Annotated in this window: 29 protein-coding genes; 7 read left to right on the forward strand and 22 right to left on the reverse strand. The window is 67.7% G+C overall.

Features of this window, described 5'->3' with window-relative positions; genetic code table 11:
* Positions 1 to 66: 66 nt before the first annotated feature.
* From ACOTSS_RS00085 to ACOTSS_RS00160, 16 genes are all read right to left on the reverse strand, one after another.
* On the reverse strand, positions 67 to 378 hold the full coding sequence (locus tag ACOTSS_RS00085; RefSeq protein WP_095386837.1) for a PGPGW domain-containing protein: 312 nt from the start codon (positions 376 to 378) through the stop codon (positions 67 to 69).
* Positions 379 to 717: 339 nt separating this feature from the next.
* Positions 718 to 1,509, reverse strand: a complete 792-nt coding sequence (locus tag ACOTSS_RS00090) for an alpha/beta hydrolase (RefSeq protein ID WP_448689537.1) — start codon at positions 1,507 to 1,509, stop codon at positions 718 to 720.
* Between the two features lie 81 nt (positions 1,510 to 1,590).
* The gene (locus ACOTSS_RS00095) at positions 1,591 to 1,983 is read right to left on the reverse strand and encodes an SRPBCC domain-containing protein (RefSeq protein ID WP_448691380.1); all 393 of its coding nucleotides are present in this window, start codon (positions 1,981 to 1,983) and stop codon (positions 1,591 to 1,593) included.
* Between the two features lie 74 nt (positions 1,984 to 2,057).
* Positions 2,058 to 2,444, reverse strand: coding sequence for a VOC family protein (locus tag ACOTSS_RS00100; RefSeq protein ID WP_448689538.1), 387 nt, complete (start codon positions 2,442 to 2,444; stop codon positions 2,058 to 2,060).
* Entirely contained in the window at positions 2,444 to 3,097 is a 654-nt protein-coding gene (locus tag ACOTSS_RS00105; RefSeq protein ID WP_448689539.1) for a glutathione S-transferase family protein, read from the reverse strand. Before ACOTSS_RS00105 ends, ACOTSS_RS00100 begins: the two co-directional genes overlap by 1 nt.
* Positions 3,097 to 3,555: a hypothetical protein gene (locus tag ACOTSS_RS00110; RefSeq protein ID WP_448689540.1), complete on the reverse strand. Its 459-nt coding sequence runs from the start codon at positions 3,553 to 3,555 to the stop codon at positions 3,097 to 3,099. The genes ACOTSS_RS00105 and ACOTSS_RS00110 overlap by 1 nt, the downstream gene beginning before the upstream one ends.
* On the reverse strand, positions 3,552 to 4,040 hold the full coding sequence (locus ACOTSS_RS00115) for a VOC family protein (RefSeq protein WP_448689541.1): 489 nt from the start codon (positions 4,038 to 4,040) through the stop codon (positions 3,552 to 3,554). Before ACOTSS_RS00115 ends, ACOTSS_RS00110 begins: the two co-directional genes overlap by 4 nt.
* Positions 4,037 to 4,459, reverse strand: coding sequence for a VOC family protein (locus ACOTSS_RS00120; protein WP_448689542.1), 423 nt, complete (start codon positions 4,457 to 4,459; stop codon positions 4,037 to 4,039). The genes ACOTSS_RS00115 and ACOTSS_RS00120 overlap by 4 nt, the downstream gene beginning before the upstream one ends.
* A gap of 45 nt (positions 4,460 to 4,504) precedes the next feature.
* Entirely contained in the window at positions 4,505 to 5,302 is a 798-nt protein-coding gene (locus ACOTSS_RS00125) for a VOC family protein (protein WP_448689543.1), read from the reverse strand.
* Positions 5,299 to 6,030, reverse strand: coding sequence for a DUF899 family protein (locus tag ACOTSS_RS00130; RefSeq protein ID WP_448689544.1), 732 nt, complete (start codon positions 6,028 to 6,030; stop codon positions 5,299 to 5,301). Before ACOTSS_RS00130 ends, ACOTSS_RS00125 begins: the two co-directional genes overlap by 4 nt.
* 50 nt (positions 6,031 to 6,080) lie before the next feature.
* Positions 6,081 to 6,800 carry a DUF1428 domain-containing protein gene (locus ACOTSS_RS00135; protein WP_448689545.1) on the reverse strand — a complete coding sequence of 240 codons (720 nt, stop codon included), beginning with the start codon at positions 6,798 to 6,800 and terminating at the stop codon, positions 6,081 to 6,083.
* 51 nt (positions 6,801 to 6,851) lie between these two features.
* A complete protein-coding gene (locus ACOTSS_RS00140; protein ID WP_448689546.1) occupies positions 6,852 to 7,526 on the reverse strand; it encodes a glutathione S-transferase family protein in 675 nt (224 codons plus the stop codon).
* A gap of 40 nt (positions 7,527 to 7,566) precedes the next feature.
* Positions 7,567 to 8,532, reverse strand: coding sequence for an alpha/beta fold hydrolase (locus tag ACOTSS_RS00145; RefSeq protein ID WP_448689547.1), 966 nt, complete (start codon positions 8,530 to 8,532; stop codon positions 7,567 to 7,569).
* Positions 8,533 to 8,586: 54 nt separating this feature from the next.
* On the reverse strand, positions 8,587 to 9,003 hold the full coding sequence (locus ACOTSS_RS00150; protein ID WP_448689548.1) for a DoxX family protein: 417 nt from the start codon (positions 9,001 to 9,003) through the stop codon (positions 8,587 to 8,589).
* Between the two features lie 22 nt (positions 9,004 to 9,025).
* Complete coding sequence (locus ACOTSS_RS00155) at positions 9,026 to 9,466, reverse strand: VOC family protein (RefSeq protein ID WP_448689549.1); 441 nt, start codon at positions 9,464 to 9,466, stop codon at positions 9,026 to 9,028.
* Positions 9,467 to 9,504: 38 nt separating this feature from the next.
* Positions 9,505 to 10,212, reverse strand: coding sequence for a TetR/AcrR family transcriptional regulator (locus ACOTSS_RS00160; RefSeq protein ID WP_448689550.1), 708 nt, complete (start codon positions 10,210 to 10,212; stop codon positions 9,505 to 9,507).
* 183 nt (positions 10,213 to 10,395) lie between these two features.
* Here ACOTSS_RS00160 and ACOTSS_RS00165 point away from each other — a divergent pair, with 183 nt between their 5' ends.
* From ACOTSS_RS00165 to ACOTSS_RS00175, 3 genes are all read left to right on the forward strand, one after another.
* Positions 10,396 to 11,904: a YifB family Mg chelatase-like AAA ATPase gene (locus ACOTSS_RS00165; protein ID WP_448689551.1), complete on the forward strand. Its 1,509-nt coding sequence runs from the start codon at positions 10,396 to 10,398 to the stop codon at positions 11,902 to 11,904.
* Between the two features lie 97 nt (positions 11,905 to 12,001).
* Positions 12,002 to 12,394, forward strand: a complete 393-nt coding sequence (locus ACOTSS_RS00170; protein WP_448689552.1) for a GFA family protein — start codon at positions 12,002 to 12,004, stop codon at positions 12,392 to 12,394.
* Between the two features lie 58 nt (positions 12,395 to 12,452).
* Entirely contained in the window at positions 12,453 to 12,824 is a 372-nt protein-coding gene (locus tag ACOTSS_RS00175; protein ID WP_448689553.1) for an STAS/SEC14 domain-containing protein, read from the forward strand.
* A gap of 12 nt (positions 12,825 to 12,836) precedes the next feature.
* On the opposite strand, the gene ACOTSS_RS00180 is transcribed toward ACOTSS_RS00175, so the two are convergent.
* Both ACOTSS_RS00180 and ACOTSS_RS00185 read right to left on the reverse strand, forming a co-directional pair.
* A complete protein-coding gene (locus ACOTSS_RS00180) occupies positions 12,837 to 13,238 on the reverse strand; it encodes a bactofilin family protein (RefSeq protein ID WP_448689554.1) in 402 nt (133 codons plus the stop codon).
* Position 13,239: 1 nt separating this feature from the next.
* Positions 13,240 to 14,451: a M23 family metallopeptidase gene (locus tag ACOTSS_RS00185; RefSeq protein WP_448689555.1), complete on the reverse strand. Its 1,212-nt coding sequence runs from the start codon at positions 14,449 to 14,451 to the stop codon at positions 13,240 to 13,242.
* A gap of 271 nt (positions 14,452 to 14,722) precedes the next feature.
* Between ACOTSS_RS00185 and ACOTSS_RS00190 the strand changes: the two genes are divergently transcribed.
* Together ACOTSS_RS00190 and ACOTSS_RS00195 are read left to right on the forward strand one after the other, a co-directional pair.
* Positions 14,723 to 16,114 carry a methyltransferase family protein gene (locus ACOTSS_RS00190; protein ID WP_448689556.1) on the forward strand — a complete coding sequence of 464 codons (1,392 nt, stop codon included), beginning with the start codon at positions 14,723 to 14,725 and terminating at the stop codon, positions 16,112 to 16,114.
* A 148-nt stretch (positions 16,115 to 16,262) separates the two neighbouring features.
* Entirely contained in the window at positions 16,263 to 16,745 is a 483-nt protein-coding gene (locus ACOTSS_RS00195) for a hypothetical protein (protein ID WP_448689557.1), read from the forward strand.
* Between the two features lie 9 nt (positions 16,746 to 16,754).
* On the opposite strand, the gene ACOTSS_RS00200 is transcribed toward ACOTSS_RS00195, so the two are convergent.
* A complete protein-coding gene (locus ACOTSS_RS00200; RefSeq protein WP_448689558.1) occupies positions 16,755 to 17,213 on the reverse strand; it encodes a MaoC family dehydratase in 459 nt (152 codons plus the stop codon).
* A gap of 41 nt (positions 17,214 to 17,254) precedes the next feature.
* Positions 17,255 to 18,466, reverse strand: a complete 1,212-nt coding sequence (locus ACOTSS_RS00205; protein ID WP_448689559.1) for an alkaline phosphatase family protein — start codon at positions 18,464 to 18,466, stop codon at positions 17,255 to 17,257.
* Positions 18,467 to 18,601: 135 nt separating this feature from the next.
* Between ACOTSS_RS00205 and ACOTSS_RS00210 the strand changes: the two genes are divergently transcribed.
* Positions 18,602 to 20,209: a M20/M25/M40 family metallo-hydrolase gene (locus ACOTSS_RS00210; protein ID WP_448689560.1), complete on the forward strand. Its 1,608-nt coding sequence runs from the start codon at positions 18,602 to 18,604 to the stop codon at positions 20,207 to 20,209.
* Positions 20,210 to 20,368: 159 nt separating this feature from the next.
* Here the strand turns inward: ACOTSS_RS00210 and ACOTSS_RS00215 are convergent, their stop codons facing one another.
* Positions 20,369 to 21,940: an alkaline phosphatase D family protein gene (locus ACOTSS_RS00215; RefSeq protein WP_448689561.1), complete on the reverse strand. Its 1,572-nt coding sequence runs from the start codon at positions 21,938 to 21,940 to the stop codon at positions 20,369 to 20,371.
* Between the two features lie 159 nt (positions 21,941 to 22,099).
* Here ACOTSS_RS00215 and ACOTSS_RS00220 point away from each other — a divergent pair, with 159 nt between their 5' ends.
* Positions 22,100 to 23,125 (forward strand): DUF2167 domain-containing protein, encoded by a 1,026-nt coding sequence (locus tag ACOTSS_RS00220; protein WP_448689562.1) that lies wholly within the window; start codon positions 22,100 to 22,102, stop codon positions 23,123 to 23,125.
* Positions 23,126 to 23,201: 76 nt separating this feature from the next.
* On the opposite strand, the gene ACOTSS_RS00225 is transcribed toward ACOTSS_RS00220, so the two are convergent.
* Positions 23,202 to 23,948, reverse strand: coding sequence for a glutaredoxin family protein (locus ACOTSS_RS00225; RefSeq protein ID WP_448689563.1), 747 nt, complete (start codon positions 23,946 to 23,948; stop codon positions 23,202 to 23,204).

Raw genomic sequence — 23,948 nt, forward strand, 5'->3', positions numbered from 1 at the left:
AGAAAAGGGCCGCCAAGCGTGGGCGGCCACTGTCGGAGGCGCGGATAAGCGAGAGTCGGCGCAAAGTCAATCGCCATCGGACGGCTTTTCCAGCGCTTCGCGCGCGCGCCGCCGCGCCGCGCTCGCGCGCCGCATGATCCGGTCGGTCCATCCGGCATAGCGCGGGTGGCGCCGCTTGAACCGCACATAGACGCGCTTCGCCCAGGGACTGTTCTGCAGGCTGAGCATCAGTCCGGCGGGAAACAGGATGATGAAGCCGGGGCCCGGCAGCGGGCCGAGGATCGGCGCCGCGATCATCAGCAGCACGCCGAGCACGAACAGCGCGAGGCGCACCTGCGCGTTCGACCGCAATCGCTGATAAAGGCTGCGCTTCGCCATGCGCAGCGATGTGGGAAGGCCAAGGGCGTGTTGCAAGGCTAAGGCAGCTTGGCGCGAGGCGGTGATGATCGCGAGCGGCGGTTTGGGGGTGGGGAGCGGATGTTTCCACTCTTTCGTCACCCCGGACTTGATCCGGGATCCCGCTTTTTGAGGCATCGACTGGCTTCGGAAGGTCAAGCGGGACCCCGGATCAAGTCCGGGGTGACGATGAAAGACAGGCGCGCGTTCCCGTGGATAGCCCAACTGGTGATCCCCGGCTTTCGCCGGGATCGCGTCGGATAGGACTGCTTTCGGCCGAAGTCGGCCATCCACCTACACGAACGTGAGGCGACGGTTCCTTCAATCCAGCGCCACGAACCGCGCCATGTCGCCGCGCGTCAGATAGCGCACGTCGTCGAAGGGCGTGCTGTTGGTCAGCGCGTAGAAGGCGTGCGCCTTCGCGTCGTCCATTCCCATCTCGCGGTAATAGGACAGATATTCGGCATGGACCGGATCGTTCGCGGGATAGTCGTTCGCTTCATAGCCATTTTCGTCCATCCAGCTATGCACCCCGAATTCGGCATCGGGCGCGGCGCGGCGCCGGACGCCCGCAAGCCACAGCTCGACCGCGCCCGATCGCACCGACCCGCCGGCGGGCACCACCGTCTCCAGCCCCGCACGGCGGATCGCGCGGGCAAGGACCAGGTTCGCTTCCTCGTCGAGGCTGCCGGGGCAATCGACCATCTCGATCCGCGTCAGCCCCGGAAAGGCGGCGAGCATCGCCGCGAACTGGCGCGGCGTCGCCGCGGTGACGTCGCCCGCCATCCGCACCGTCTGCGCGTCGATCACCGCGAAGGGGCCGAAGCGCGCCCTGGCTGGGCCGAGCGTCGCAAGGCTTGCCGAGGGCGCATAGCGCCGCGTCGCACCGAGATCGGTCTCGGCCGCGCGCGCCTCGTCGCCCGGCAGCGCGGTCGCTTCGTCGAGGGCGGCCGCGTCGTCGCCGGCCTCCTCATAGGCGCCATCCTCATAGGTCCAGGTCACCGTCGTCGTGGTGATCGTCACGACCTGCTGCGCATGTGCCGGCGCGAAGGCGAGCAGCGCCGCGAGCGCGGCGACGATCAGCGTGCGAAGGATGACGGCCGGCGAAACCATGCCGCCGCCTTCGCGCGCGCGCGGCTATCAAAGGGCAAACAGGCGCGGTCAGCGCCGCGTTAACCGCATAATGGGACGGCTCTACCCCGCCTCGCACAGCGCCTTCAGCTGTTCGGCGACGCGGATCCATCCTTCGGTGAAGCCCATATCCTCGTGCTGCTGACGCGCTTCGTCGCTCCAGTGGCGCGCCCAGCCGGTGAAGCGCGTGCCGTCGCCCTCGGGCTCGATTTCCCAGCCGCCGATCATGAAGGGATCGGCCGGCGTCAGCCGCCCGCCCTTGTCGCGGACGACGGCGTCGGTGGTCACGAAGCGCCGGCCGGGCACGACTTCGAGGAACAGGCCGTCGGTCGGATGCGTCTCGCCCTCGGGGCCGTGCATCACCATCGCACAGCGTCCGCCGGCGCGCAGGTCCATCTCCTCGATCGTCACCGTCCACGGCTGCGGGCACCACCATTCGGCGGTGCGCCCGGTCATCACGCGCCACACCGTATCGGGGTGCGCGTCGATCAGGATCGAGATCGAAAGCTCGTGGGGATCGCGGGTCTCGCTCACAGGTCGGATTCCTTCCCGTAGGGGGTGGTGATCGCTTCGAGCAGATGCCCGTCGGGATCGGGAAAATAGACGCCGCGCCCGCCGAAATGACGGTTGATCTCGCCCGGCCGGGTGCGCGCCGGGTCGGCCCAGTGCGGCAGGCCGCGCGCGGCGATCCGCTCCATCACGCCGTCGAATTCGGCGTCGCTGACCAGAAAGGCATAATGCTGTGGCGCGACCGGTCCGTCCTTTTCCATGAAATCGACCGAGACATGGTTGGCGAGGCGGACGACCAGGAAATGCAGGAAGGGCTGAGGCGCCGCGAGCCCCAGCATCCCGGACAGGAAGGTCGCCGACACCGTCTTGTCGCGGCACCAGATGATCGTGTGGTTGAGCTCGGCCATCAGTCGCGGTCCGGCGCGCCGAGCGGGAAATAGGCGCGATAGGGCCGCGCGTCGTCGACGCAGCGCTTCACCGACGGCCGGGCGAGCAGGCGGCTGCGATAGGCGCGCAGATTGGCGTAGCGCGGCGCGATCTCGTGCACCCAGTCGGCGTAGAAGAGCGACGGCGCGGCGGCGCAGTCGGCGAGGGTGAAGCCGTGCGGGGTCGCCCAGCCCTCGCTCGCCAGTTGCTCGTCGAGCCAGCCATAGACGGTCTCCAGCGCCGCCTTCGCCTTGTCGACGATCATCGGCAGGTGATTCTCGGCCCCGCGCAGCGCGTCGGCCACCACCTCCTGCACCGGCGTCATCACATGATTGTCGAACACGCGGTCGAACAGCCGCACCGCCAGCGCCGCGTCGGGGTCGGCGGGGATCAGCGGCGGTTCGGGCGCCAGCCGATCGAGATATTCGATGATGATCGTCGCCTCGAACAGCGCGCGTTCGCCGTCGACGAGCAGCGGGAACTTGCCGATCGGCCAGTGCGCGCGCAGCTCCGCCATATGCTGCGGCCGGTCGGGCTCGACGATGCGATAGTCGAACGCGAGATCCTTCTCGTAGAGCGCGATCAGCGCCTTCCAAGTGTAGGACGAGAAGGGATGGCCATAGAAGGTCAGCATCAGCGGGTTTCCTTGTTGCGGGCGAACCAGGCGATCGGCCAGCCGACGAGCAGGATGTGCGGAAGAAGCAGCGCCGCGGCCTTCGCCAGATCGGCGGGCGGGAAAGGCGATCCGAAGCGGAGCGGCAGGACGATGGCGTTCATCACCAGATAGAGGAAGAGGCCATAGAGCGTGCCGGTCAACCACCACGACCGGGTGCTGAGCGCCGGCCAGCGGCGGACCGCGGCGAACCACGCCGCGACCATCGCGGCCATGATCGCGAAATGGACGCCGAGGCCGGCGATCGCACCGCCCGCGCCCCAGCCGCTCGCGCCCGGGAACGGCCCGCTGGCGACGCCGCGCAACATGCCGCCGATACTGCCGCCGGCGGCGACGCTCAGCACGGCCGCATAGGCGATGTCGAGCGTCCCCGCGATCAGCCAGGCGCGGAGCGCTGCGCTCCGCCGCGCCGCCGTCATGCGGCCTTCACCGCGGCTTCGATCGCCGCGATGTCGATCTTCTTCATCGTCATCATCGCCTCGAAGGCGCGCTTCGCCGCCGCCTTGTCGGGCCCGGCGGTCGCCTCGAGCAGCGCGCGCGGGGTGATCTGCCAGCTTACGCCCCATTTGTCCTTGCACCAGCCGCACATGCTTTCCTGCCCGCCGTTCCCGACGATGGCGTTCCAATAGCGGTCGGTTTCCTCCTGGCTGTCGGTATGGACCTGGAAGGAAAAGGCCTCACTATGCCGGAAGGCGGGGCCGCCGTTGAGCCCGACGCACGGCACGCCGAGCACGGTGAACTCGACCGTCAGCACCGCGCCTTCCTTGCTGCTCGGATTGTCGAGCGGCGCGCGGTGGACCGCGCCGACCGCGCTGTCCGGAAAGGTCGCGGCATAGAAGGCGGCGGCTTCCTCGGCCTCCTTGTCGTACCAGAGGCACAGGGTCACGGGGTTCCTGCTCATCATCCTTCTCCCTTCAGGGGGGTGCCGATCGACCAGAGGTGACCGAACGGATCCTTGACCTGCGCGTAGCGGTCGCCCCAGAACATGTCCTCGGGCGCCATCACCGACGTCGCGCCGGCCTCGATCGCGCGGCCGTACCAGCGGTCGGTGTCGTCCACTTGCAGGTGGAGCACCGCGCCCGCGGGCTCGGGCGCGGGACCGCCCGAATATTCGGGGAAATCGTCGTGCATCATCAGCGACGCGCCGTTGATGTGGACATGCGCGTGCATCAGCCGCTCGCCGTCGTCGGCGGGAACGCGGGTCACCTCGGTCGCGCCGAACGCCTTGCCATAGAAGTCGATCGCCTCCCTGGCGCGCTTGTCGCGAATCGTGAGATGGGGGGTCAGGCCGCCGGTCGGCGCCTGGTTCGCGGGGGTCGTCATCGTCTCTCTCCTCTAATCTCTCTCCCCTTAAGGGGAGAGGGCTTTTTATCGCCGCGGCCCGACGAGGCCGAACGCCGCGCCCTGCGGGTCGACGCCGTTCATCGCGAACTCGCCGCCGGGGATTTCCATCGGTTCGTTGGTGATCGTGCCGCCGTTCGCGGTGATCGCCGCCGCGGCGCGGTCGATGTCGTCGACCCCGATATAATAGGACCACATCGGCGCCGGCACGCCGGGCATCAGTCCCATGACGGCGCCGATCCCGACCTCGCCCAGTTGCAGGAAGCGATAGGCGCCCATGTCGCCCATGTCGAACGCGCCCTCCTGCCCCCAGCCGAAATGCTTCCGGTAAAAGGCGATCGCGGCGTCGGGGTCGCTGGTCATCAGCTCGTTCCAGCGCACATGCTGCGCCTCGGTCACCGAAAAGACGTCGCTCTCCATATCCTCCATCCCGGCGGGCGGGATCGGGTTCATGACATAGAAGACCGCGCCCTGCGGGTCCGACAGCATCGCGATGCGCCCGACCGGCAGGTCGGTCGCGGGCATGTGCACCGCGCCGCCGTCGGCCGTGATCGCCGCGATCGTGCCGTCGACATCGGGGGTGTAGAGATAGCCCATCCACGCCGGCCGCGCACCGCCCGCCAGCATGTCGGCACCCAAGGCCAGCACGCCGCCGGCGTTGCCGCCGTCCGAGCGGGCGATCATGCGATAGTCGACGCCGCTCGCCGCGGGGTCCGAATGCGCCGCGATCGTCCAGCCGACGACCGCGCCGTAAAAGCGCGCCGCGCCGTCGGGGGCGCTCGTCATCAGCTCGTACCAGATGAAGCTGCCCTTGGGATTGGTCATCGTCTCTCTCCTTCATAGCTCAGGCTCGGGAAGAAATTGCCCCGCCCTTCGGGCGTCATGTCGAGGAGCCCCCACAAGGGGTCGACGAGGTCGCCGGCGCGGTGGTGCTGGCCGGGATCCTCGGGCGCATAGGCCATCTCGCTCGCCCAATGATGGCGGATGGCGTCGCCGTCCTTGCAGAAGACGTTGAAGATCGTCTCGTCCCAATCCTCGCCTTCGCCCATGCCGCGCTCGGCGCGCTTCGCCGCGCTCAGCCGCCGCGTGTCGCCGAAATAATCGGCCGAATAGCGGCCCTCGACATCGGACAGGAAGCGAAGGTGCGGCCAGCGCCGTTCCTTCGCCCAGGCTTCGAGCCGCGCGATCGGCGACTTGGCGACGATATAGAGCGGCGCGCGCTGTCCGATATGGCGCGCGCTGCCGTCGATCGCGTCGAGCATGTGCGTGCAGCCGGGGCAGGGCGTGTCGCGCTCGGCCCCGAACATGAAGCTTTGCAGGATGACGCTCGGGTGATCGCCGAACAGTTCGGACAGCTGCACCGTTTCGGGGCGCTGATACGCACCGATGCGCTCGAACGCATAATCCTCGGGCACCGCGCCGCCGGGCGGCAGCGCCCGCCGCTGCGCCGCAACCGCCTCGATCTGCCGCCTCAGCGCGATCTCGGCGTCGAGCAAAGCGGCGCGCGCCTCGCGATAGTCGGCGCTCTCGTTCGGGAAGGTCAGATGTTGCATCGTCTCTGCCTTTCTAAAGCCCCTCCCTTCAGGGGAGGGGCGAAAATGCGTCAGGCATCCAGTATCGGCGCGAACCCGCCATAGATCATCCGCTTGCCGTCGAAGGTCTGATCATTCGGATCATGCTTCATCCGTTCGTCGGCCACGACCTTTTCCCAGCCCGCGACGCGCGCCTCCTTGCTCGGCCATTCGATCCAGCTGAACACCGGGGTCTCGCCGGTCTCGGCATGGACCGCGCGCTTATAGTCGGTGACCTTGCCGTCATAGACGTCGTCGCCCCAGCATTCGAGCACGCGCGTCGCGCCATGATCGAGGAAGACGACCGCCGCCTTGTCGGCCATTGCGCGATAGGCGTCCTTGTTGGCGTCGGGCACCGCAAGCACGAAGCCGTCGGTATAGCCCATCGACCCGCCGAGCCCTTCCTCGACGAGCGAATCGAAACCGGACACGATCATCCGCTGCCCGTCGAACGGCATGGTCTCGCCCATTTTTTCCATCCTGGGATCGCTCATCATCTTCGCGTTCGCGGCGTCGCGCGTGGCGCGGTCGGGATATTCGAACCAGCTGAAGATGATCTCCTCGCCGTCCTTCGCCTGCACGGCGGTACGGAAATCGTTGAGCTTGCCCGCGGGGACGTCGTCGCCCCATGCCTCGACGTGGCGGCGTACGCCATATTCCTTGAACAACGCCGCCGCGTCGGCAGCATGCTTGCGATATTCCTCTTTCCGGGTGCTGGGCACCGCGAGGACAAATCCTTCCACATAGGTCATCGTCTCTCTCCTTTGTTTTGCTTTCCCCTCCTCTGGAGAGGGGGGCTACTCTCATTCCCCCACCGGCCCCGCGTCCTCGCGGAACGCCGCGAGCTGCGCCTTCAGCGCGCGGTCGAAGGCCGGACGGTCGAGGCAGCGCGCCAGATAGGCCTCGAGCTTCGGATGCTCGGCGACCGCGCCGCTCTCGATGCCTTCGCGCAGCACCGTCGCCATCGCGATGTCGGCGACGCTGAAGTCGCCGGCCAGCCAGGGCCGGTCGCCCAGCGCCTCGGCGAGCTTGCCGAAACGCTGGTGGATGAACTCCATCAGCCCCGGCCGGCGCAGCTTCGCCCATTCCTCGCCGGCGGCGAACAGGTCGACGTTCGACAGCTCGAACATCAGCGGCTCGACGCTGTTATAGGCGGCGAACAGCCAGCTCGTGACGGTCGCGCGGCCCTGCGGATCGCGCGGCAGCAACGCCGCATCCTTTTCGGCGAGGTGAAGCAGGATGGCGCCGCTTTCGAACAGGCGGACATCGCCGTCGCGCAGCACGGGCACCTGGCCCCACGGCTGGTCGCGATAATGTTCGGCCGGGCGGTTGACCGCGCTGATCAGATGTTCGGCATAGTCAATCCCCATTTCCTCGCACGCCCAGCGCGGACGCAGGTCGCGGACGAAGCCGCGCGCGAAGTCGGGAACCCAGTCGAAGGCGGTGATTTCGATGGTGGCATTCGGATTGACGGGCATGGATCCTCTCCTTGGATCGTCGGGTTTTGCCGCCGGGTTTTCAGAAGAACTCCGCAGGCAGCGGCGGCGTTGCGTCGTCGAGAAAGGGGATGACCATCGCGGCGATCGTCGCCGCCTCGGCCATCACGCCGATGTGCGAGGTGGCGGGCAGGATCGCGAGCCGCGCCCTGGGCGCCTCGGTCATGAAACCTTGGGTGACGGGTTTCATGTCGCCGCCGCCGCGCAGTTTGAACAGCTTGATCGCATGATCGAAGGTCACGCCGTCGGCATCGCCGAGGATGATCATCGTCTTGCCCGGAATCGCGCGGAGCTGCTCGTCGCTGAAGGCGAAAGGCGTCGAATCGAGATGCTTGATCGCCGCGACGAGCTTCGGAAAGGCGTCGGGGGTTGGCGACATGTCGCGATAGGCCTTTTCCATCGGCGATCCGGCCAGCGCCTCGGGGGTCATTTCGGCGATGCCCGAGAGCACTTCGGGATACCAGCCGTCGAGGCTCGCGGTGCCCGACAATATGACCTGCTTGCCGATACGACCCGGATGGCGAACCGCGAGCGCGACCGCGGTGCTGCCGCCCATCGAATAGCCGAGCACGTCGGCGCGCGCGACGCCCAGGTCGGCGAGAAGCGCCGCGGCATCGTCGGCCATCGCCTCATAGCTCGTCGTGCCGCCGACCTCGCCGGTGCGGCCGTGACCGCGCGCGTCGACCGTGATGACGGGGCGCGTCGCGGCGAAGCGATCGACCAGCGGCTTCATCGCCTCGCCCGACATGAAGGCGCCGTGGAGCACCAGCAGCGGCGTCTTCCCCGAGGCGAGGTCGCCGTGAACCGCATAGTGGAGCTTGATGCCGTTGACCTCGGCGGTGCCGGGCTTCGCCGCGACGGCGGTCGTCGTGGGTGCGCTGGCCAGGGCGGGCTGGGCGTGGGCGGGTGCGGCGGCGGCCAGCAGGAGCGCCGGGATCAGCGCCGCGGCAAGGCGCGGCATCGAAAGCTGGGGAGGATGAAAGGACATGGGAACTTCCTTCTCGGGAGGTGACGGAGCCGCGGGCGGCTTTCCTTGGCCGGGTCAGGCCTGTGGGGCCTGCAGCGGGATCAGCCGGCGCAGCGCCGGGCTGCGCAGCCACAGGCCGCCCCACAGCATGACGCCCAGATAGACGCCGAACAGCGTGTGGCTCAGCAGCGGGCTGTCGATGCGCAGATGGGTGGCGATCGCGCCGCCGAGATAGCCGGTGATCAGGATCGCCCCGAGCACGGCGGTGCGCGGCCAGATATAGAGCAGCGTCGGGATCAGCAGCAGCACGCCCAGCGTCCGCATCGTCGCGACGTCGAGCCGCCAGCCAAGGCCGGGCGGGCTGTACTGGATGGCGAATTGCGGTGCGATCAGCTTGGTTCCGCAATCGAGCAGCAGAAAGACGATGACGAGCCCGCTGAGGATGCGGCCGGCGATCAGCGCCTTGCGGGAGGGGAGGGCGGTCGTCGTCATCGTCTCTCTCCTGGTTCGGGGATCAGGCCGCGACTTCGGGCAGTTCGGCCTCACCGCTCGCCACCGCGGGATCCATCCAGAACGGGCCCCAGACATGGCCGTCGGGGTCCAGAAGGTCGCGGCCGTACATGAAGCCGTGATCCTGCACCGGATTGACGTCGGCGGTGCCGCCGTTCGCGGCCGCGGCCGCGATCATCGCGTCGACCGCCTCGCGGCTGCCCAGCGCCAGCGCCAGCGACACCTCGCTCGACGTCGCGGGCGGGATCGGGCGGTCGGTGAAGCTCTTCCACTTGTCGTGGGTCAGGATCATCACGAAGATGCTCTCCGACCAGACCATCGCGGCGGCGGTGTCGTCGGTGAAGCGCGGCTCGTTGGTGAACCCGAGCGCGGTGTAGAAGGCCTTCGACTTTTCGAGGTCGGCGACCGGCAGGTTCACGAAAATCATCCTGGGGGTATCGGACATGGGAAATTCCTCTCTTCGCTTCGCTTCTGGGGGATGGATCAGCCTCTGCCGAACAGCATGAGGATGTAACGCTTCAGGTGGGTGACGCTGTCGCGCGCGATCGCGGGATCGTTCGTGGTCTTCGCCATGATGAACGCGCCCTGCAGCACCGCCTGGACGTGCCGCGCGAGGCTCATCGCGCCGACACCATGCGAAATGCCGTGGCGCGCGATCGCGGCCTCGATGTCGGGGGCCAGCGCCTCGCAATAGGCGCCGATGCTCGCCTCGCACGCGGCGCGGATCGCGTCGTTCGTCGCATAGGCTTCCTGCACCATCGTGCCGACGAAGCAGGTGAAATCCTCGACCGGGCCGTCGAGCATCGCGAGGCGGAAGTCGATATGGCCGAGCAGGCGGTCGAGCGGATCGTCGAGCTTCGTGTGCGGCGGCAGTTCGAACATCGGCGCCGCGCGTGCGGTCCAGCCTTCGGCGGCGGCGACCGCCAGCGCATCCTTCGATGCGAAATGGTGGAAGAAGGCGCCCTTGGTCACCCCGGCCACCGCGCAAATCTCGTCGACCGTCGTTGCGGCATAGCCTTTGCGCCGCACGGTCTGATGCGCCGCGGCGATCAGCTTGTCGCGCGCGCTTCCTCGCGCCGCCCGCCCGCCCGCGGGGGCGCCGCCGCCCGCCGAGGGGACAGTGCGGGCGGCGGCAGCGGAACCGCGCGGTGCGCGGCGGGAGGGGGTCGAGGGGTGGTGATTCGTCGTCATGCGAATTTACATACCGACTGGTTGGTATGTTGTCAACTCGCGGACCCCACGCTCCGCGACCCCTTCGCCAACTTCGGGAAAACAACTTCGGGAAACTGGGGGAAAAAGACTCGACCCTCCCGCCGCTTGCCCTATGAAGGACTGGGGAACAAAGCGGGCACAAGGCCCGCGAGGGGGATGTCCATGGTCGCGATCGTCGCCACCACCGCCTATCTCGGGCTCGAAGCGCGCGGGGTCGAGGTGCAGTGTCAGATCGCGCCCGGCATGCCTGGCTTCGCGGTCGTCGGCCTGCCCGACAAGGCGGTCGCCGAAAGCCGCGAACGCGTCCGCGCCGCGCTCTCGGCGATCGGCCTCGCGCTGCCGCCGAAGCGGATCACGGTCAATCTGTCGCCCGCCGACCTGCCCAAGGAGGGCTCGCACTACGACCTGCCGATCGCGCTCGCGCTGCTCGGCGCGATGGGGGTGGTCGATCCCGAGACGCTCGCGAGCTACGTCGTCGTCGGCGAGCTCGGGCTCGACGGGCGCGTCGCGGCATCGCCGGGCGTATTGCTCGCCGCGCTCCACGCGGGCAGCGTCGAGCGCGGACTCGTCTGCCCGGCCGCGCAAGGCCCCGAGGCGGCGTGGGCGGGCAATGTCGAGGTGCTCGCGGCGCCCGACCTGCTGTCGCTGCTCAATCACTTCAAGGGCAGCGCGCCGCTCGCCGCGCCGCGGCCGGGGGAGGTCGAGCCGCCCGTCCGCACCGCCGATCTCGCGCAGGTCAAGGGGCAGGAGACTGCGAAGCGCGCGCTCGAGATCGCCGCGGCGGGCGGCCATAATCTGCTGATGGCGGGGCCGCCGGGGGCGGGCAAGTCGCTGATGGCCGCCTGCCTGCCCGGCATATTGCCCGATCTGACGCCCGCCGAGGCACTCGAAGTGTCGATGATCGCCTCGGTCGCGGGCACGCTCGAGGGCGGGCGGCTCGTCCGCGCGCGGCCGTTCCGCAGCCCCCACCATTCGGCCTCGATGCCCGCGCTCGTCGGCGGGGGACTGCGGGTGCGGCCGGGCGAGGTCAGCCTCGCGCATCTCGGCGTGCTGTTCCTCGACGAGCTTCCGGAGTTTCAGCGCGGGGTGCTCGACAGCCTGCGCCAGCCGCTCGAGACCGGCGAGGTCAGCGTCGCGCGCGCCAATGCCCACGTCACCTTTCCGGCGCGGGTGCAACTCGTCGCGGCGATGAATCCGTGCCGCTGCGGGCATCTGGGCGATCCGGCGCTCGCGTGCAGCCGCGCGCCGCGCTGCGCCGCCGATTATCAGGCCAAGCTGTCGGGGCCGCTGCTCGACCGCATCGACCTGCATGTCGAGGTGCAGGCGGTGAGCGCCGCCGACCTCGTCCTGCCGCCGCCCGCCGAGGGCAGCGCCGAGGTCGCGGCGCGCGTCGCCGCGGCGCGCGGCATTCAGACCCGGCGCTACGCCGGGCACAAGGCGCGGACCAACGCCGAGATCGACGGCGAACTGCTCGAAGCGGTCGCGACGCCCGACGAGGCGGGGCGCAAATTATTGGCGCAAGCGGCCGAGGCGATGCGGCTCTCGGCGCGCGGCTATACGCGGATGCTGCGCGTCGCGCGGACGATCGCCGACCTCGCGGGGGTCGACACCGTCGGCCGCATCCATATCGCCGAAGCGCTCAGCTATCGGCGGCAGGCGCCGCGCAATTGAGGATGAATCCTTGCGGCCCGCCCGCGACCCTTTATCCTGATCCGCAGAGGAGCGCACATTGTCAGAGCCAATCAGAGGATCGTGCCTTTGCGGGGCGGTGTCGTTCGCGATCGACGGGAAGATCGGCCCGGCCGGGCAGTGCCATTGCTCGAAATGCCGGAAGGTTTCGGGGACCGACGGCAATGCCGTCTTCTATACATCGGTCCGCAGCTTTCGCTGGCTGAGTGGCGAGGCGAATATCGCGAGCTTTAGGGTTCCCGGCGGCGAGGGCTGGACATCCAGCTTCTGCCGGACGTGCGGAAGCCCGACGCCGCATCCCGATGCCGAGGGAAAGATTTATTTCGTGCCGGCGGGGCTGCTCGACGACGACCCGGGGTTTCGGGGCTATGCGGCGCATATCTTCGTGGGATCGAAGGCGCCGTGGGTGTGCATCACCGACGGCGCCCCGCAATATGCCGAGGGCTTCGGGTCGCCCGTCGTGCAGGGTTGAACGCCTGCCCCGGGGAACGGCCGGGCGTCCCACCGCGTTTTGGCGGGAGGAGAAAGCCATGCTCGAGATGATCGACAGCGCCGACGACATGATCGCGCTCATCGTTTCGGACCGGATCAGCGGCAATGAGCTCGATGCGGTCATGAACCGGCTCGACGGCGCGATGGCGCGGCACGACACGGTGCATGTCTTCGTCGAGACGCGTTCGATCGACGGGATCGAGGTCGCGGGGCTCGGTGCCTATATGAAACGCGCGCTACCTTTATTCGGAAAGCTCGATCGCTTCGGCCGCGTCGCCGTGGTTGCCGATCAGGCGTGGATTCGCGCCCTGACCAAGATCGAAAGCGTGATCCTGCCGCATATCGGCTATCGCGTCTTCGAACCCGACGCGCGCGACGAGGCCCTGGCCTGGGTTACCGGCGGCGCGTGATGCGCCGCCCGGTCAGAGGCCGACCGACTTGTTCTCGACGACTTCGAGCGGCGGCGGGGCCTTGACCGCGGCCGGCGCCGCGCCGTGGCGGCGGTGCGACAGCTTGCCGTCGACCTTGCCGCCATTCTCGATCGTGATCGTTTCGTAGACGACGTCGCCGGTGATCCGCGCGCTCGCGTGGATGACCAGCATCTTGGCCTCGATCGACCCGTCGAGCAGCCCGGCGATCTTCGCGGTCTCGGCGACGATCGCGCCCTTGATCTCGCTCGCCTCGCCCTGGACGAGATTCGCGCATTTGAGGTCGCCTTCGATCTTGCCGTCGACGTGCAGGTCGACGCTCGCCGCGACGTTGCCGGTGATGACGACGTCCGACCCGATGATCGAGAAGGTCGTGTGGCGGGCGCCGGTCGCCATCTTAGCGGGCTGCGGCTGCGCTGCCGGCATTGGCGCGGGCGAGGGCACCGACTCGCTGGCGGGCATCGGCTTTGACTTCGAGAACATCGGCTTTGGCCTCCAGGAAGCGGCGCGGGTTGACCGCGACGCCGTTCAAACGGACTTCGAAATGCAGGTGGCTTCCGGTCGAGCGGCCGGTCGAGCCCATCTTGGCGATCTGCTGGCCGGCGACGACGCGCGCGCCGACCGAGGTGTTGAAGCCGGACAGATGGGCGTAGCGGGTCATGATGCCCTGACCATGATCGACCTCGACGACATTGCCATAGCCCGAACGACGACCGACGAACGCAACCTTGCCCGGCGCGGCGGCGAGGATCGGGGTGCCGAGCGGGCCGGGGAAATCGAGCCCGGCGTGCATCGCGCTCGCGCCGGTGAAGGGGTCATGGCGATAGCCGTAGCTCGACGAGAGCATCAGCACATGCGCGGGCTGGCCCGAGGGGATGGCGACGAGGGTGCGTTCGAGCACCTCCATGCGGAACAGCGCGCCTTCGAGCGCGGCGAAGCTCTTGCCCAGCGCGCCCGCGCGGCCGATGCGGCCGCGCCAGGGGATGAAGGGGCCACCCTGTCCGCTGCTCGCCTTGCGGACCAGCGACTTCGGGTCGAGCCCCAGCTTGGCGACCGCGCCTTCGGCCTTGCCCGCGCGCGCGTTGACCGCCGCGAGCAGGCGCGCCGAAAAGGCCTCCTGCCGCGCTTCGAGCCGCGCGAGCACCTGCGCCTCGGGGGGCAGGCGCGGATCGGCCGCGCTGGTTTCGAGCGGCTTGGCCGCCGCGTCTGCCGCATCGGCCTTGGCATCGGTGGGGAGCGGCTCGGCGCCGAAATAGGTTTTCTGCCAATCCTCGAGCTGCGCCTGGCGTTCGTCGAGGTCGGCGGCGATCTCGCCGATGCGGTCGCGATATTTGGCGATGCGCGCTTCGCCAGCGGCCGCGGCGGCTGCCTTCTGCGCGACCTCGGCGCGTTCGCCGGCGGTCAGAAGCTGGTTGACGAAGATCGTGAGCGTGACGCCGGCCCAGATGAGCAGCACCGCCCCGGCGATCAGCGCGACGCGCTTCTGCCAGACAGCGCTCACGCGCAGGAAACGGACGTGTCCGTGCGTGCGTACGAAGATTTCATGGTCCTGAAACAGCGCGTTGAAGCGCTGGCGCCAGTGGCGCAGACCGGTCGATTGCGAAGACAAGTAACGACCCCGTCTTTTGTTCTGATGGAGCCCTCCGCCCCGACGTGAAGCGCGCTTTACCAGCGGTGTCAGCCCAGCGCGAATCTTTGCGCCTCGACTCGGGCTGAATCGAAAGGGGGATGCGATGAGTCGAGGGAAAGTGCCAAAATGGCGACTTTTCCGCCGAAATCACAGTGCGAATCGCGAACGCACAGGCGCAGAGCAGAGGGCGCCCGCCGCCATCGTTGACGGCTTGCTTACCATTTCGGGCTAGGCGGAGCGGGTGACGCACATGCCCAACCTTTCCGCAGCGATCGACGCGGCGGACACCGGCGCCGCCGCCCGCGAGGCGCGGCCGCGTTCGGCGGTCAGCGCGGGCGTCGGCATCGCCGGGCTGATCGGCCTCTTCTCCTATCTGCTGATCGCGCGCTATGCGCCCGAGATAGCCAATTTCCTCGGCATCGACTGGGGGAATCGCGGCCCGATGAGCGGGCCGAGCTCGGCGATCGCCAGTGTGCTCGCCTGCGGCATTCCGATGGTGCTCTGGTCGCTGTTCGTCGACAAGGTGCACCGCAATCCGTCGACCGGGATCGACTGGTCGCTGCGCCGGCCTTGGCGCGAGACGCTCGACATAAGCCTCACCAAGCTCGCCGGCCTCTGGGCGACCTGGGGGCTGATCGCGCTCGGCTATGCCACGATGCGCTATTACTGGTCGGGGCAATATGAATTTTCGATGGAGCTGCTCGCGCGCGTCGCGCCGTGGCTGCTGCTCGTCTCGGTCCCCTATATGCTGTGGCTCGACCGCCGCCTGGTCGATCCGCGCGACGGCTGCTACGCCTTCGGCCGCTGGCTCATCGCGCCGGGGCAGCCGGTCGATGGCCGCGCGATCGGCCATCATTTCCGCGCCTGGGCGGTGAAGGGTTTCTTCACCGCCTTCATGCTGTCGATCGTGCCGGGCAATTTCTCGTCGCTGGTCAGCGTGTCGATGAGCGAGGTGCTGGCGAATCCCTATATGACCGGGCTGTGGACGATCAATCTTCTCTATCTGGTCGACGTCCATATCGCGACCGTCGGCTATATTTTGACGCTGAAGCCGCTCGACGCGCACATCCGCACCGCCAACCCTTACGGCATGGCGTGGGTCGCGGCGCTGATCTGCTATCCGCCCTTCATCCTGATGAACGGCGGGCCGCTCGACTATCAGGTCGGCGGGGCGGACTGGGGCTATTGGCTTCAGGGCCACGACACGCTGATGGCGGTCTGGGGCGCGCTGCTCGTCGGCCTGATCGCGGTCTACGCTTGGGCGACGATGGCGTTCGGCATCCGCTTTTCGAACCTGACGCACCGCGGCGTGATCACCCACGGCCCTTATGCCTTGACGCGTCACCCCGCCTATATCTCGAAGAATCTGAGCTGGTGGGTCGGCTCGCTGCCCTTTCTCGTCACCAGCGGCGGCTGGGTCGAGGGCGCGCGCAACACGGCGCTGCTCGCGCTGGTCAGCAGCGTCTATTACTGGCGCGCGAAGACCGAGGAAAAGCATCTGCTCGCCGATCCCGCCTATCAGGCCTATTGGACCTGGGCGCAGAAAAATGCACTCGTCCCGCGGCTTTTCGCAAAGCTGACGGGGCGGAGCGCGCCGCTGATCCGGCTCGAGCCCGATCCGCGCGTGGGGCCGGTCGCCTAGCCGAAGGATCGCCGAGCGGACGCGTCGCTCCGGAAATTGCGGAAATGGCGGTCTTGCGCGGTCGGATTTGCGCCGTTACGGGACTCCTCGTCTTCGAAACTAGCGGGCTGTTGCCCGCCAAGTCGAAGGCCAAAGGAGAGAAAAGTCGATGAAATCCCCTCTTGCGGCGTCGTTCGGCGCCCTGTTGCTGCTCGCCGGCTGTTCGGGCCAGCCCCAGTCCGAAGCCAAAACCCCCGAAACCAAGACCGCGGTCGACGAAAAGAAGCTGCCCGACACCGGCGGCGGCGAACCGATCGAATTGAGCGCGATCGAAAAGGGCGAACTGCTGCGCCTCGACGGCGACCATGAATGCAGCTTCACCATCAAGGGCCAGTCGGGTCCGGCGCTCGTCGCCAAGGCCGACACCGGCGACGACGAGCTCGCCTCGGGCGCCTACAAGATCGGCGGCAAGGTGCTGCGCGTCGCGGGTTCGGGCGGCTTCAAGGCGCTCGAAAAGGGCATGGAGCTCTCGGGTCCCGGCATGAAGCTGGCGGTCAAGCCGGCCGAAGGGTCCGAGGTCGCGACGCTCACCGCGCAGCGCACCTATGGCGGCGAACGCAGCTATGAGGGCGCGTGGGCCTGCAAGGCCTGAGCCTGAACCCTATCGATCGATGCCGGGCTCGCGGACGCGGATGAGGCCGGTCGAGCGCATCGTCATCACCGGCTCGTCATGCTGGTTGAGGACGGTGAGCTTCGACTGGAACAATCCCATCTCGGGCCGGCTTTTCGATCGCCTCTTGCCCAGCACTTCGGTCTCGCAGCGCAGCGTGTCGCCGGGATAGACGGGCTTCAGCCAACGAAGTTCGTCGATCCCCGGCGAGCCGAGGCTCGCCTGCTCGCGCGCTTTCATATTGTCGGCGAGCATCCGCATCGTCATCGACCCGGTGTGCCAGCCGCTCGCCGACAGCCGCCCGAAATGCGTCGCCGCCGCCGCCGCATCGTCGAGGTGGAAAGGCTGCGGGTCGAACTGGCTCGCGAAGTCGATCACCTCCTCGCGCGTGACGCGCTTGCTTCCGAAGCGCTCGGTCGCGCCGACCTCGATATCTTCATAATAGAGCATGGCGATCCTATGGCGCGCCGGGGCGACCAAAGGCAAGCGGCCTAAGGCACGATCCGCTTCGCGAGGGCGCCCGTCGCGTCGCTCGGCAGCGGCGCGACGCCGATCAGCGTCATCAGCAGCGGATAGACCTCGACATTGTCGACGATGCCGATATCGCCCTTGAGACCGGTGTTGGCGGCGACGAACAGCGCCAGCATGTCGGGGTCCTGATTGTCATAGCCGTGCGCGCCGCCCGCGATCGGCCATTCGGGCTCGCCCGCGATGATCGACCAGCCGGGCTCGGCGATGCAGATGATCGCGGCGACGCGCGGGTTGTGGCCATAGTGGAGCCGCGCGGGCAGATCCTCGCGGCGGTAGCAGTCCATATGGTCGTGCGGCTTCAGCAGCGCCGCGAACACCCGGTCGTCGGTCGCCGCCGCGGGCTCGATCGCGGCATAGGGGCCGGTCTCGACCGCGATGATGCTGGGAAGGTCGATCAGGTCGGCGAGCTGGATCACGCGCGCCGCGTCGACCGCGCGCATCCCATGGTCGGCGACGACCAGCAGGCGCACGGGCTGTCCCAGCGCGTCGAGCCCCGCGACAAGCTCGCCGATGCGGGCGTCGACCTCGGCGACCGCGGCGTTCACCTCGGCACTGTCGGGGCCGAAGCGATGCCCGGCGGTATCGACGATGTCGAAATAGAGGGTGACGAAGGCCGGGCGGATCGCCGCCGGCCGGCGCATCCAGTCGAGCACGGTGTTGACGCGCTGGGCGCCCGAGACATGCTGGTCGAAGCGCAGCCAGTCGGGCGGCCGGGCGCCGTGGATGTCGACCTCGCTGCCCGGCCAGAACATCGTCGCGCTGCGCACCCCGGCCTTTTCGGCGGTGACCCAGGCCGGCTCGGCTTCGTCCCACCAGAAGCGGTCGAGCGACTGCTTCGCATCGCCGAGGCTGAAGATCTGGTCGGGGCGCCGCGGGTCGATCATCCGGTTGCCGACGATGCCGTTGGTATCGGGCCGCTTGCCGGTGACGATCGCATAGTGGTTGGGGAAGGTCTTGGTCGGAAAGGAGGGGCGCAGCTTGCCGTGTGCGCCCTCGGCAGCGAGCCGCGACAGGTTCGGGGTGAGGCCGCGGTCCAGATAATCGGCGCGGAACCCGTCGATCGAGATGAGGATGGTGACGGGTTGGCGGTCGCCGCCTTCCCCGGCACACAGCGGCGCGGCGGCGAGGAAGACAAGGGTGAGGATCAGCGAGACGATTCGGGTCATGGTCATGCCGCTAGGATGGGCGGATGACAGCGCGGCGACAAGTCGTGCGTCGCCGCGCGCGCGCCGTCGGTCGGAAATTTCCTTGCATTTCTTGGGGCTGGATGGTGCACCGGTTCCCATCGCAAAAAGGGGAAGCCAGAAATGAAAAAGACTTGGGTCGCCGTGATGATGGCGGGGGCGGCGCTCGTCGCCGCGCCGGCGATGGGACAGAAGGCCGACGACGCCATCGGCATCATCGATCAGGGGATGAACCACAGCCAGGTGATGGTGATCGCGCAGGAAATGACCGACGGGCTCGGTCCGCGCCTCACCAACTCGCCGGGGATGCGCCGCGCCGAACAATGGGCGATCGACAAGTTCAGTGGCTGGGGCCTCTCCAACGTCCGCCGCGACGGCTTCGAATTCGGTCGCGGGTGGGAAATCGTCTCGGTCAGCGCGCGCATGACGAGCCCGCGCCCGCTTGCGCTCACCGCGATTCCCGTCGCCTGGACGCCGCCGACGAACGGCGCGATCGCGGCGCCGATCGTCGTCGCGCCGATGTCGAAGGAAGAGAATTTCGCCGAATGGCGCGGCAAGCTCGCGGGCAAGATCGTGCTCGTCTCGCTTCCCGCCGACGGCAGCGAACCCGACAAGCCGGCGTTCCGGCGCCTCGATGGCGACGATTTCGAGAAGCTCGAGGCGTTCCGCCAGCCCAAATACGACCCCGAGGCGCTCAACCGCCGCCTCGAGCGCGTCACCTTTCCCGAAAAGCTCGACGCCTTCCTGAAGGCCGAGGGCGCGGTCGCCTGGGTGCGCCAGTCGTATCGCGACGGCAAGCTGGTGCACGGCGAGGGCTATAATTACCGCGCCGGCCACACGCTGACCCTGCCGGGGATCGAACTCGCCGCCGAGGATTATCGCCGCCTCGCGCGCCTCGCCAAGTCGGGCCCGGCGCCCCAGCTCGAGATCGACAGCAACGTCCGCTTCGACGACAGCGACACCAAAGCATACAACATCATCGCCGAAATCCCCGGCACCGACCCCAAGGCGGGCTATGTGATGGCGGGCGCGCATTTCGACAGCTGGGTCGCCGCCGACGGCGCGACCGACAATGCCGCGGGCAGCGCGGTGGTGATGGAGGCGGCGCGGATCATCAAGTCGCTCGGCGTCCGGCCGAAGCGCACGATCCGCTTCGTGCTGTGGAGCGGCGAGGAGCAGGGGCTGCTCGGCAGCCTCGCCTATGTCGACAAATATCTCGCCTCGCGCCCCGGCCCGGCGGAGGGCGAGGACGGCAACCTCCTCTATTACGGCTGGCCGAACCGCTATCCGATCACGCCCAAGCCGGGCTATTACGACCTCAAGGCCTATTTCAACATGGACAATGGTTCGGGCAAGCTGCGCGGCATCTATGCCGAGGGCAATGTCGCCGCGGTGCCGCTGCTCAAGGAATGGCTCGCGCCTTACGCCAGCCTCGGCGCGGGCCGCGTCGTCGCCGCGACCACGGGCGGCACCGACCATGTCTTCATGCAGTCGGTCGGGGTTCCCGGCTATCAGTTCATCCAGGACCCGCTCGATTACGGATCGCGCACCCACCACAGCAGCGCCGACACCTACGACCATCTGAAGGCCGAGGATCTGCGCCAGGCGTCGGTGGTGATGGCGGGCATGCTGCTCGCCTCGGCGAACAGCGACAAGACGCTGCCGCGCTTCCCGGTGCCGAGCCAGCCCTCGGCCTATGACCCGTTCAAATATAAGGATCCGAACGAGTAAGCCATCCACGCCCTCCCCTTCAGGGGAGGGCAGATGACGTCGATTATATCGTCATTGCGAGTGCAGCGAAGCAATCTCCAGCCATCGAACTGGAGATTGCTTCGCTACGCTCGCAATGACGACATTAAATCTGAACGGATTTTACGATATGTCCGTGATTCAGGCCGACATCTTGATCCCGGCGACGCCATTCTCGACCACGCCGGTCGCGCGCTTCGACAGCGTGTTCACCGGCGTCGTCACCTTGTCGACGACCATGAAGTGCGTCTGCCACGCCTCGCGGTTCACGTCGCAGACCAGATAGCCGCGCTGGTCGTTCGCGAATTTGAGTTCGGGGTTGAGCGCCAGCCACTCGTCGGTGCCCTTGCGCTTGTCGCTGCCGTCGCCGCCGCTCGAAATCGAGGTGCCGACGAATTCGCTGCCGACGACCTTGTCCTTGAGCACCAGGTCGCCGCAGAAATTCTGATGCTCGTCGCCGGTCAGCACGACGGCGTTCTTGACCCCGCCGAGGCGCGCCAGCATCCGCTCGCGCGGCGCTTCGTAACCCGCCCAGCTGTCGAGGTTGAGGATCTTCTTGGGCTCGTCGGGAAAGCGCCGCCGGTCGAGCGACATCATCGTCACCTGCTGCGCGATCGCGTTCCACGTCGCGCCGCCTTCGCCCAGATTGCGCGCGAGCCAATCCTCCTGCGCCTTGCCCAGCACCTGCGCCTGCTTGTCGAAGACTTGCGCGCAGGCGGGCTTGAAACCGTCGCCGCACGGCTGGTCGCTGCGATACTGCCGCGTGTCGAGCAATTGCATCGACATCAGATCGCCAAAGCGCAGTTCGCGGTTGAGCGCGACCATGCCGCCGCGCGGCAGCAGCGCGCGGCGTACCGGCATATGCTCGTACCACGCCTGCATCGCCGCCTGCTTCTTGAGCATGAACACCTCGGGCGGCGGCGCGTCGGGGTCTTCGGCATCGAGCCCGAGTTTCCAGTTGTCGCGGTCCGACACCCAGTCGTTGCGGATCTCGTGATCGTCGAAGCTCGACAGAAAGGCGTGGCTGCAGCGCGCCGCCTGCAGGTCGATGTCGCCGAGCTGCTGGCTGTAGGCGGTGCGGAAGTCGGAAAGGTCGATCAGGTTGCGGAACGCGTTCTGGCGTACCGGCCGGCTCGGCAGCCCGTCGCTGAACAGATAGTCCTGACTATATTCGTAGATGAAGTCGCCATAATGATAGACGAAGGCGAGGTCCTCGCGCGCCAGATGCCGATAGGCGCCGAAGAAGCCCGATTCGAAATGCTGGCAGCCGCAAACGCCGAACTTCAGCGCGTCGACGCGCGCGCCGACGGCCGGAAGCGTCCGCGCGCGACCGCGCAGGCTGCGCTCGCCGGCGGCGGTGAAGCGGTAATAATAGGGGCGGTCGGGCTGCAGGCCGGCGACCTCGACATGGACGCTGTGCGCCAGCTCGGGATGCGCGAGTTCGGTGCCCTTCGCCACCACCTCGCGAAAGCCGCCATCGCTCGCGACCTCCCATTCGACGGGCACCGGCGCGAGCGGCATGCCGCCGTGCGGCGCCATCGGTTCGGGGGCGAGGCGGGTCCAGATGACGAAACCGTCGCTCGACGGGTCCCCCGCCGCGACGCCGAGGCTGAAGGGGAAGTCGCGGAACAGCCCGCCTTCGGCGCGCAGGATCGCGGGCGCCGACAGGCCGGCGAGGGTGGCGGTGGCGAGAAACAAGCGGCGGCTGACCATGGCGGCTCCTGCAGGCTGAGGCCGAGATTTCGATTCGGTGCGGAGCGGCATAGCTCAGCCTGGCGATGATGCCCATTGCCCGTCTCGCGCGTCCTATTTTGCGGCTTGCCATCGCGGCGTGCGTCTGAAACTATTTTGCCGGCAACCGGGGGAAAATCGATGACAAAAGCGTTCGACAGGAACAGCGCGCGCGTCTTGGCCGCGGCGCTCGCAATCGCCGCCGTGCCCGCGACCATGCTTCACGCCGCCGCCCCCGCGGCGAGTGCCGGTGCGGCGGAGCAGGCCGCCCTCGCGCAGCAGCAGGCGACCGCCGAAAAGCTGCTCGCCTCGCTGAAGCGCCAGACGGGGACGATCCCGATCGAAGAGGCGAAGGCCGACCTCGTCCTCGGCGATCGCTATTATTTCGTTGGCCCCGACCAGGCGCGCTCGATCCTTGTCGACATCTGGCGCAATCCGCCCGACGCGGCGGACAATGTGCTCGGCATGGTCTTTCCGAAGGGCAAGAGCTTCGTCGACGATACCTGGTCGGCGGTGATCACCTTCGAACGCTCGGGTTACGTCTCCGACGACGACGCCAAGACGATCGACTATGACGCGCTGCTCGCCGACATGAAGAAGAGCGACGAGGAACAGGCCGACAGCGTCCGTGCGCAGGGCTATCCGGCCGGCATCGTCCAACGCTGGGCGCAGGCGCCGACCTACGACGCCGCGAAACATTCGCTCGTCTGGGCGCGCGACATCAAGTTCGACGGCACGCCCGAAGACACGCTCAACTACGACATCCGCCTGCTCGGCCGCTCGGGAGTACTGAGCATGAACATCATCGCGGGGATGAGCCAGCTCGGCGAAGTGCACGAGGCCGCGAAGACCTTCGCGCAGGTCGGCAGCTTCCGCTCGGGCGCGCGCTATGCCGACTTCGACCCGTCGATGGACAAGAAGGCCGAATATGGTCTCGCCGGGCTCGTCGCCGCAGGCGCGGGCGCGGCGGTCGCCAAGAAAGTCGGCCTGCTCGCGATCTTCGCCAAATTCGGCAAGGTCATCATCATCGGCATCATCGGTGCCTTCGTCGCGTTGCGCAACCGCATCGGCCGCCTATTCGGGCGCAAGCCTGCGCTCGAGGTGTCGGAATGGGAAACGCCCGAGGCACGGGCCGACGAGCCCGGCGACGACGCCAAAAGCCGATAGGCTTCACCCCGTCCTTCGCGCACGGCGGGGACGGGGCGGCGGTTGCCACCTATGACGGGCTGGCGCGCCAGCATCGTCACACCAGCGCCGGGAGCATCCAGAGCGCCATCGCGATCATCATCAGATTCTCGGTCAGCGAGACGAAGCCCAGGGGCACCTTGCTGCTACCGCCGACGCAGGCGCATTTGATATCGCGCCTGTCGACATAGACCGCCTTGAACACCGACACCGCGCCGATCCCGCCGATGAATAGGGCAACCGGAATCGACAGCCAGGGGAGGGCGTGCGCGGTCATCAGCACGCCCGCGAGGCCCTCGGCAAAGGGATAGATGCTCGCATAGGGCACCCAGCGGCGCGCGAGCAGGTCGTAGTTCAGGAACATCGTCGCGAACTTGTCGACGTCCTGCAGCTTCAGCAGCGCGAGCACGATCATGCTGAACGAGATGAACCATTCGGCCGCCCGGATGGTGAAGGCATCGCTTTCGACCGCGAAGCTGGCGGCAAGCGCCATCAGCGCGGTCATCGCGAACAGCGCGATGACCGGCGTGTAGCTCGTCGCCTCGGGATCGGCGACCTTCAGCCCGAAATGGCGGCGCAGATCGTCGTAGCCGCCGATGCGCACCCCGTCGATGAAGGTCTGCGGCGTCGTCTTGACGCCATGCTCGGCCTTGAAGGCGTCGGTTTCGGCGCGCGTCGTCAGCCATCGGTCGTCGACCGCGAAGCCGCGGCTTGTCAGCAGATGCTTGGTCTTCAGGCCATAGGGACAGATATGGTCGGGCATGACCATGCGATGGAGCGTTGCGCTGCTTGTCTGTTTCGTCAT

This window comes from Sphingopyxis sp. NJF-3 (assembly GCF_053514865.1).

Bases quoted from the DNA above. Each gene is read 5' to 3' on its own strand.
- ACOTSS_RS00220 (WP_448689562.1), top strand. From the start codon at position 22,100: ATGACAAAAGCGTTCGACAGGAACAGCGCGCGCGTCTTGGCCGCGGCG.
- ACOTSS_RS00120 (WP_448689542.1), bottom strand. From the start codon at position 4,459: ATGACGACCCCCGCGAACCAGGCGCCGACCGGCGGCCTGACCCCCCAT.
- ACOTSS_RS00110 (WP_448689540.1), bottom strand. From the start codon at position 3,555: ATGACGGCGGCGCGGCGGAGCGCAGCGCTCCGCGCCTGGCTGATCGCG.
- ACOTSS_RS00095 (WP_448691380.1), bottom strand. From the start codon at position 1,983: ATGACCGGGCGCACCGCCGAATGGTGGTGCCCGCAGCCGTGGACGGTG.
- ACOTSS_RS00105 (WP_448689539.1), bottom strand. From the start codon at position 3,097: ATGCTGACCTTCTATGGCCATCCCTTCTCGTCCTACACTTGGAAGGCG.
- ACOTSS_RS00190 (WP_448689556.1), top strand. From the start codon at position 14,723: ATGCCCAACCTTTCCGCAGCGATCGACGCGGCGGACACCGGCGCCGCC.
- ACOTSS_RS00140 (WP_448689546.1), bottom strand. From the start codon at position 7,526: ATGCCCGTCAATCCGAATGCCACCATCGAAATCACCGCCTTCGACTGG.
- ACOTSS_RS00125 (WP_448689543.1), bottom strand. From the start codon at position 5,302: ATGACCAATCCCAAGGGCAGCTTCATCTGGTACGAGCTGATGACGAGC.
- ACOTSS_RS00195 (WP_448689557.1), top strand. From the start codon at position 16,263: ATGAAATCCCCTCTTGCGGCGTCGTTCGGCGCCCTGTTGCTGCTCGCC.
- ACOTSS_RS00115 (WP_448689541.1), bottom strand. From the start codon at position 4,040: ATGATGAGCAGGAACCCCGTGACCCTGTGCCTCTGGTACGACAAGGAG.
- ACOTSS_RS00160 (WP_448689550.1), bottom strand. From the start codon at position 10,212: ATGACGACGAATCACCACCCCTCGACCCCCTCCCGCCGCGCACCGCGC.
- ACOTSS_RS00100 (WP_448689538.1), bottom strand. From the start codon at position 2,444: ATGGCCGAGCTCAACCACACGATCATCTGGTGCCGCGACAAGACGGTG.
- ACOTSS_RS00205 (WP_448689559.1), bottom strand. From the start codon at position 18,466: ATGACCATGACCCGAATCGTCTCGCTGATCCTCACCCTTGTCTTCCTC.
- ACOTSS_RS00200 (WP_448689558.1), bottom strand. From the start codon at position 17,213: ATGCTCTATTATGAAGATATCGAGGTCGGCGCGACCGAGCGCTTCGGA.
- ACOTSS_RS00090 (WP_448689537.1), bottom strand. From the start codon at position 1,509: ATGGTTTCGCCGGCCGTCATCCTTCGCACGCTGATCGTCGCCGCGCTC.
- ACOTSS_RS00085 (WP_095386837.1), bottom strand. From the start codon at position 378: ATGGCGAAGCGCAGCCTTTATCAGCGATTGCGGTCGAACGCGCAGGTG.
- ACOTSS_RS00145 (WP_448689547.1), bottom strand. From the start codon at position 8,532: ATGTCCTTTCATCCTCCCCAGCTTTCGATGCCGCGCCTTGCCGCGGCG.
- ACOTSS_RS00210 (WP_448689560.1), top strand. From the start codon at position 18,602: ATGAAAAAGACTTGGGTCGCCGTGATGATGGCGGGGGCGGCGCTCGTC.
- ACOTSS_RS00180 (WP_448689554.1), bottom strand. From the start codon at position 13,238: ATGGCGACCGGCGCCCGCCACACGACCTTCTCGATCATCGGGTCGGAC.
- ACOTSS_RS00150 (WP_448689548.1), bottom strand. From the start codon at position 9,003: ATGACGACGACCGCCCTCCCCTCCCGCAAGGCGCTGATCGCCGGCCGC.
- ACOTSS_RS00135 (WP_448689545.1), bottom strand. From the start codon at position 6,800: ATGACCTATGTGGAAGGATTTGTCCTCGCGGTGCCCAGCACCCGGAAA.
- ACOTSS_RS00225 (WP_448689563.1), bottom strand. From the start codon at position 23,948: ATGACGAAACAGACAAGCAGCGCAACGCTCCATCGCATGGTCATGCCC.
- ACOTSS_RS00165 (WP_448689551.1), top strand. From the start codon at position 10,396: ATGGTCGCGATCGTCGCCACCACCGCCTATCTCGGGCTCGAAGCGCGC.
- ACOTSS_RS00215 (WP_448689561.1), bottom strand. From the start codon at position 21,940: ATGGTCAGCCGCCGCTTGTTTCTCGCCACCGCCACCCTCGCCGGCCTG.
- ACOTSS_RS00130 (WP_448689544.1), bottom strand. From the start codon at position 6,030: ATGCAACATCTGACCTTCCCGAACGAGAGCGCCGACTATCGCGAGGCG.
- ACOTSS_RS00175 (WP_448689553.1), top strand. From the start codon at position 12,453: ATGCTCGAGATGATCGACAGCGCCGACGACATGATCGCGCTCATCGTT.
- ACOTSS_RS00155 (WP_448689549.1), bottom strand. From the start codon at position 9,466: ATGTCCGATACCCCCAGGATGATTTTCGTGAACCTGCCGGTCGCCGAC.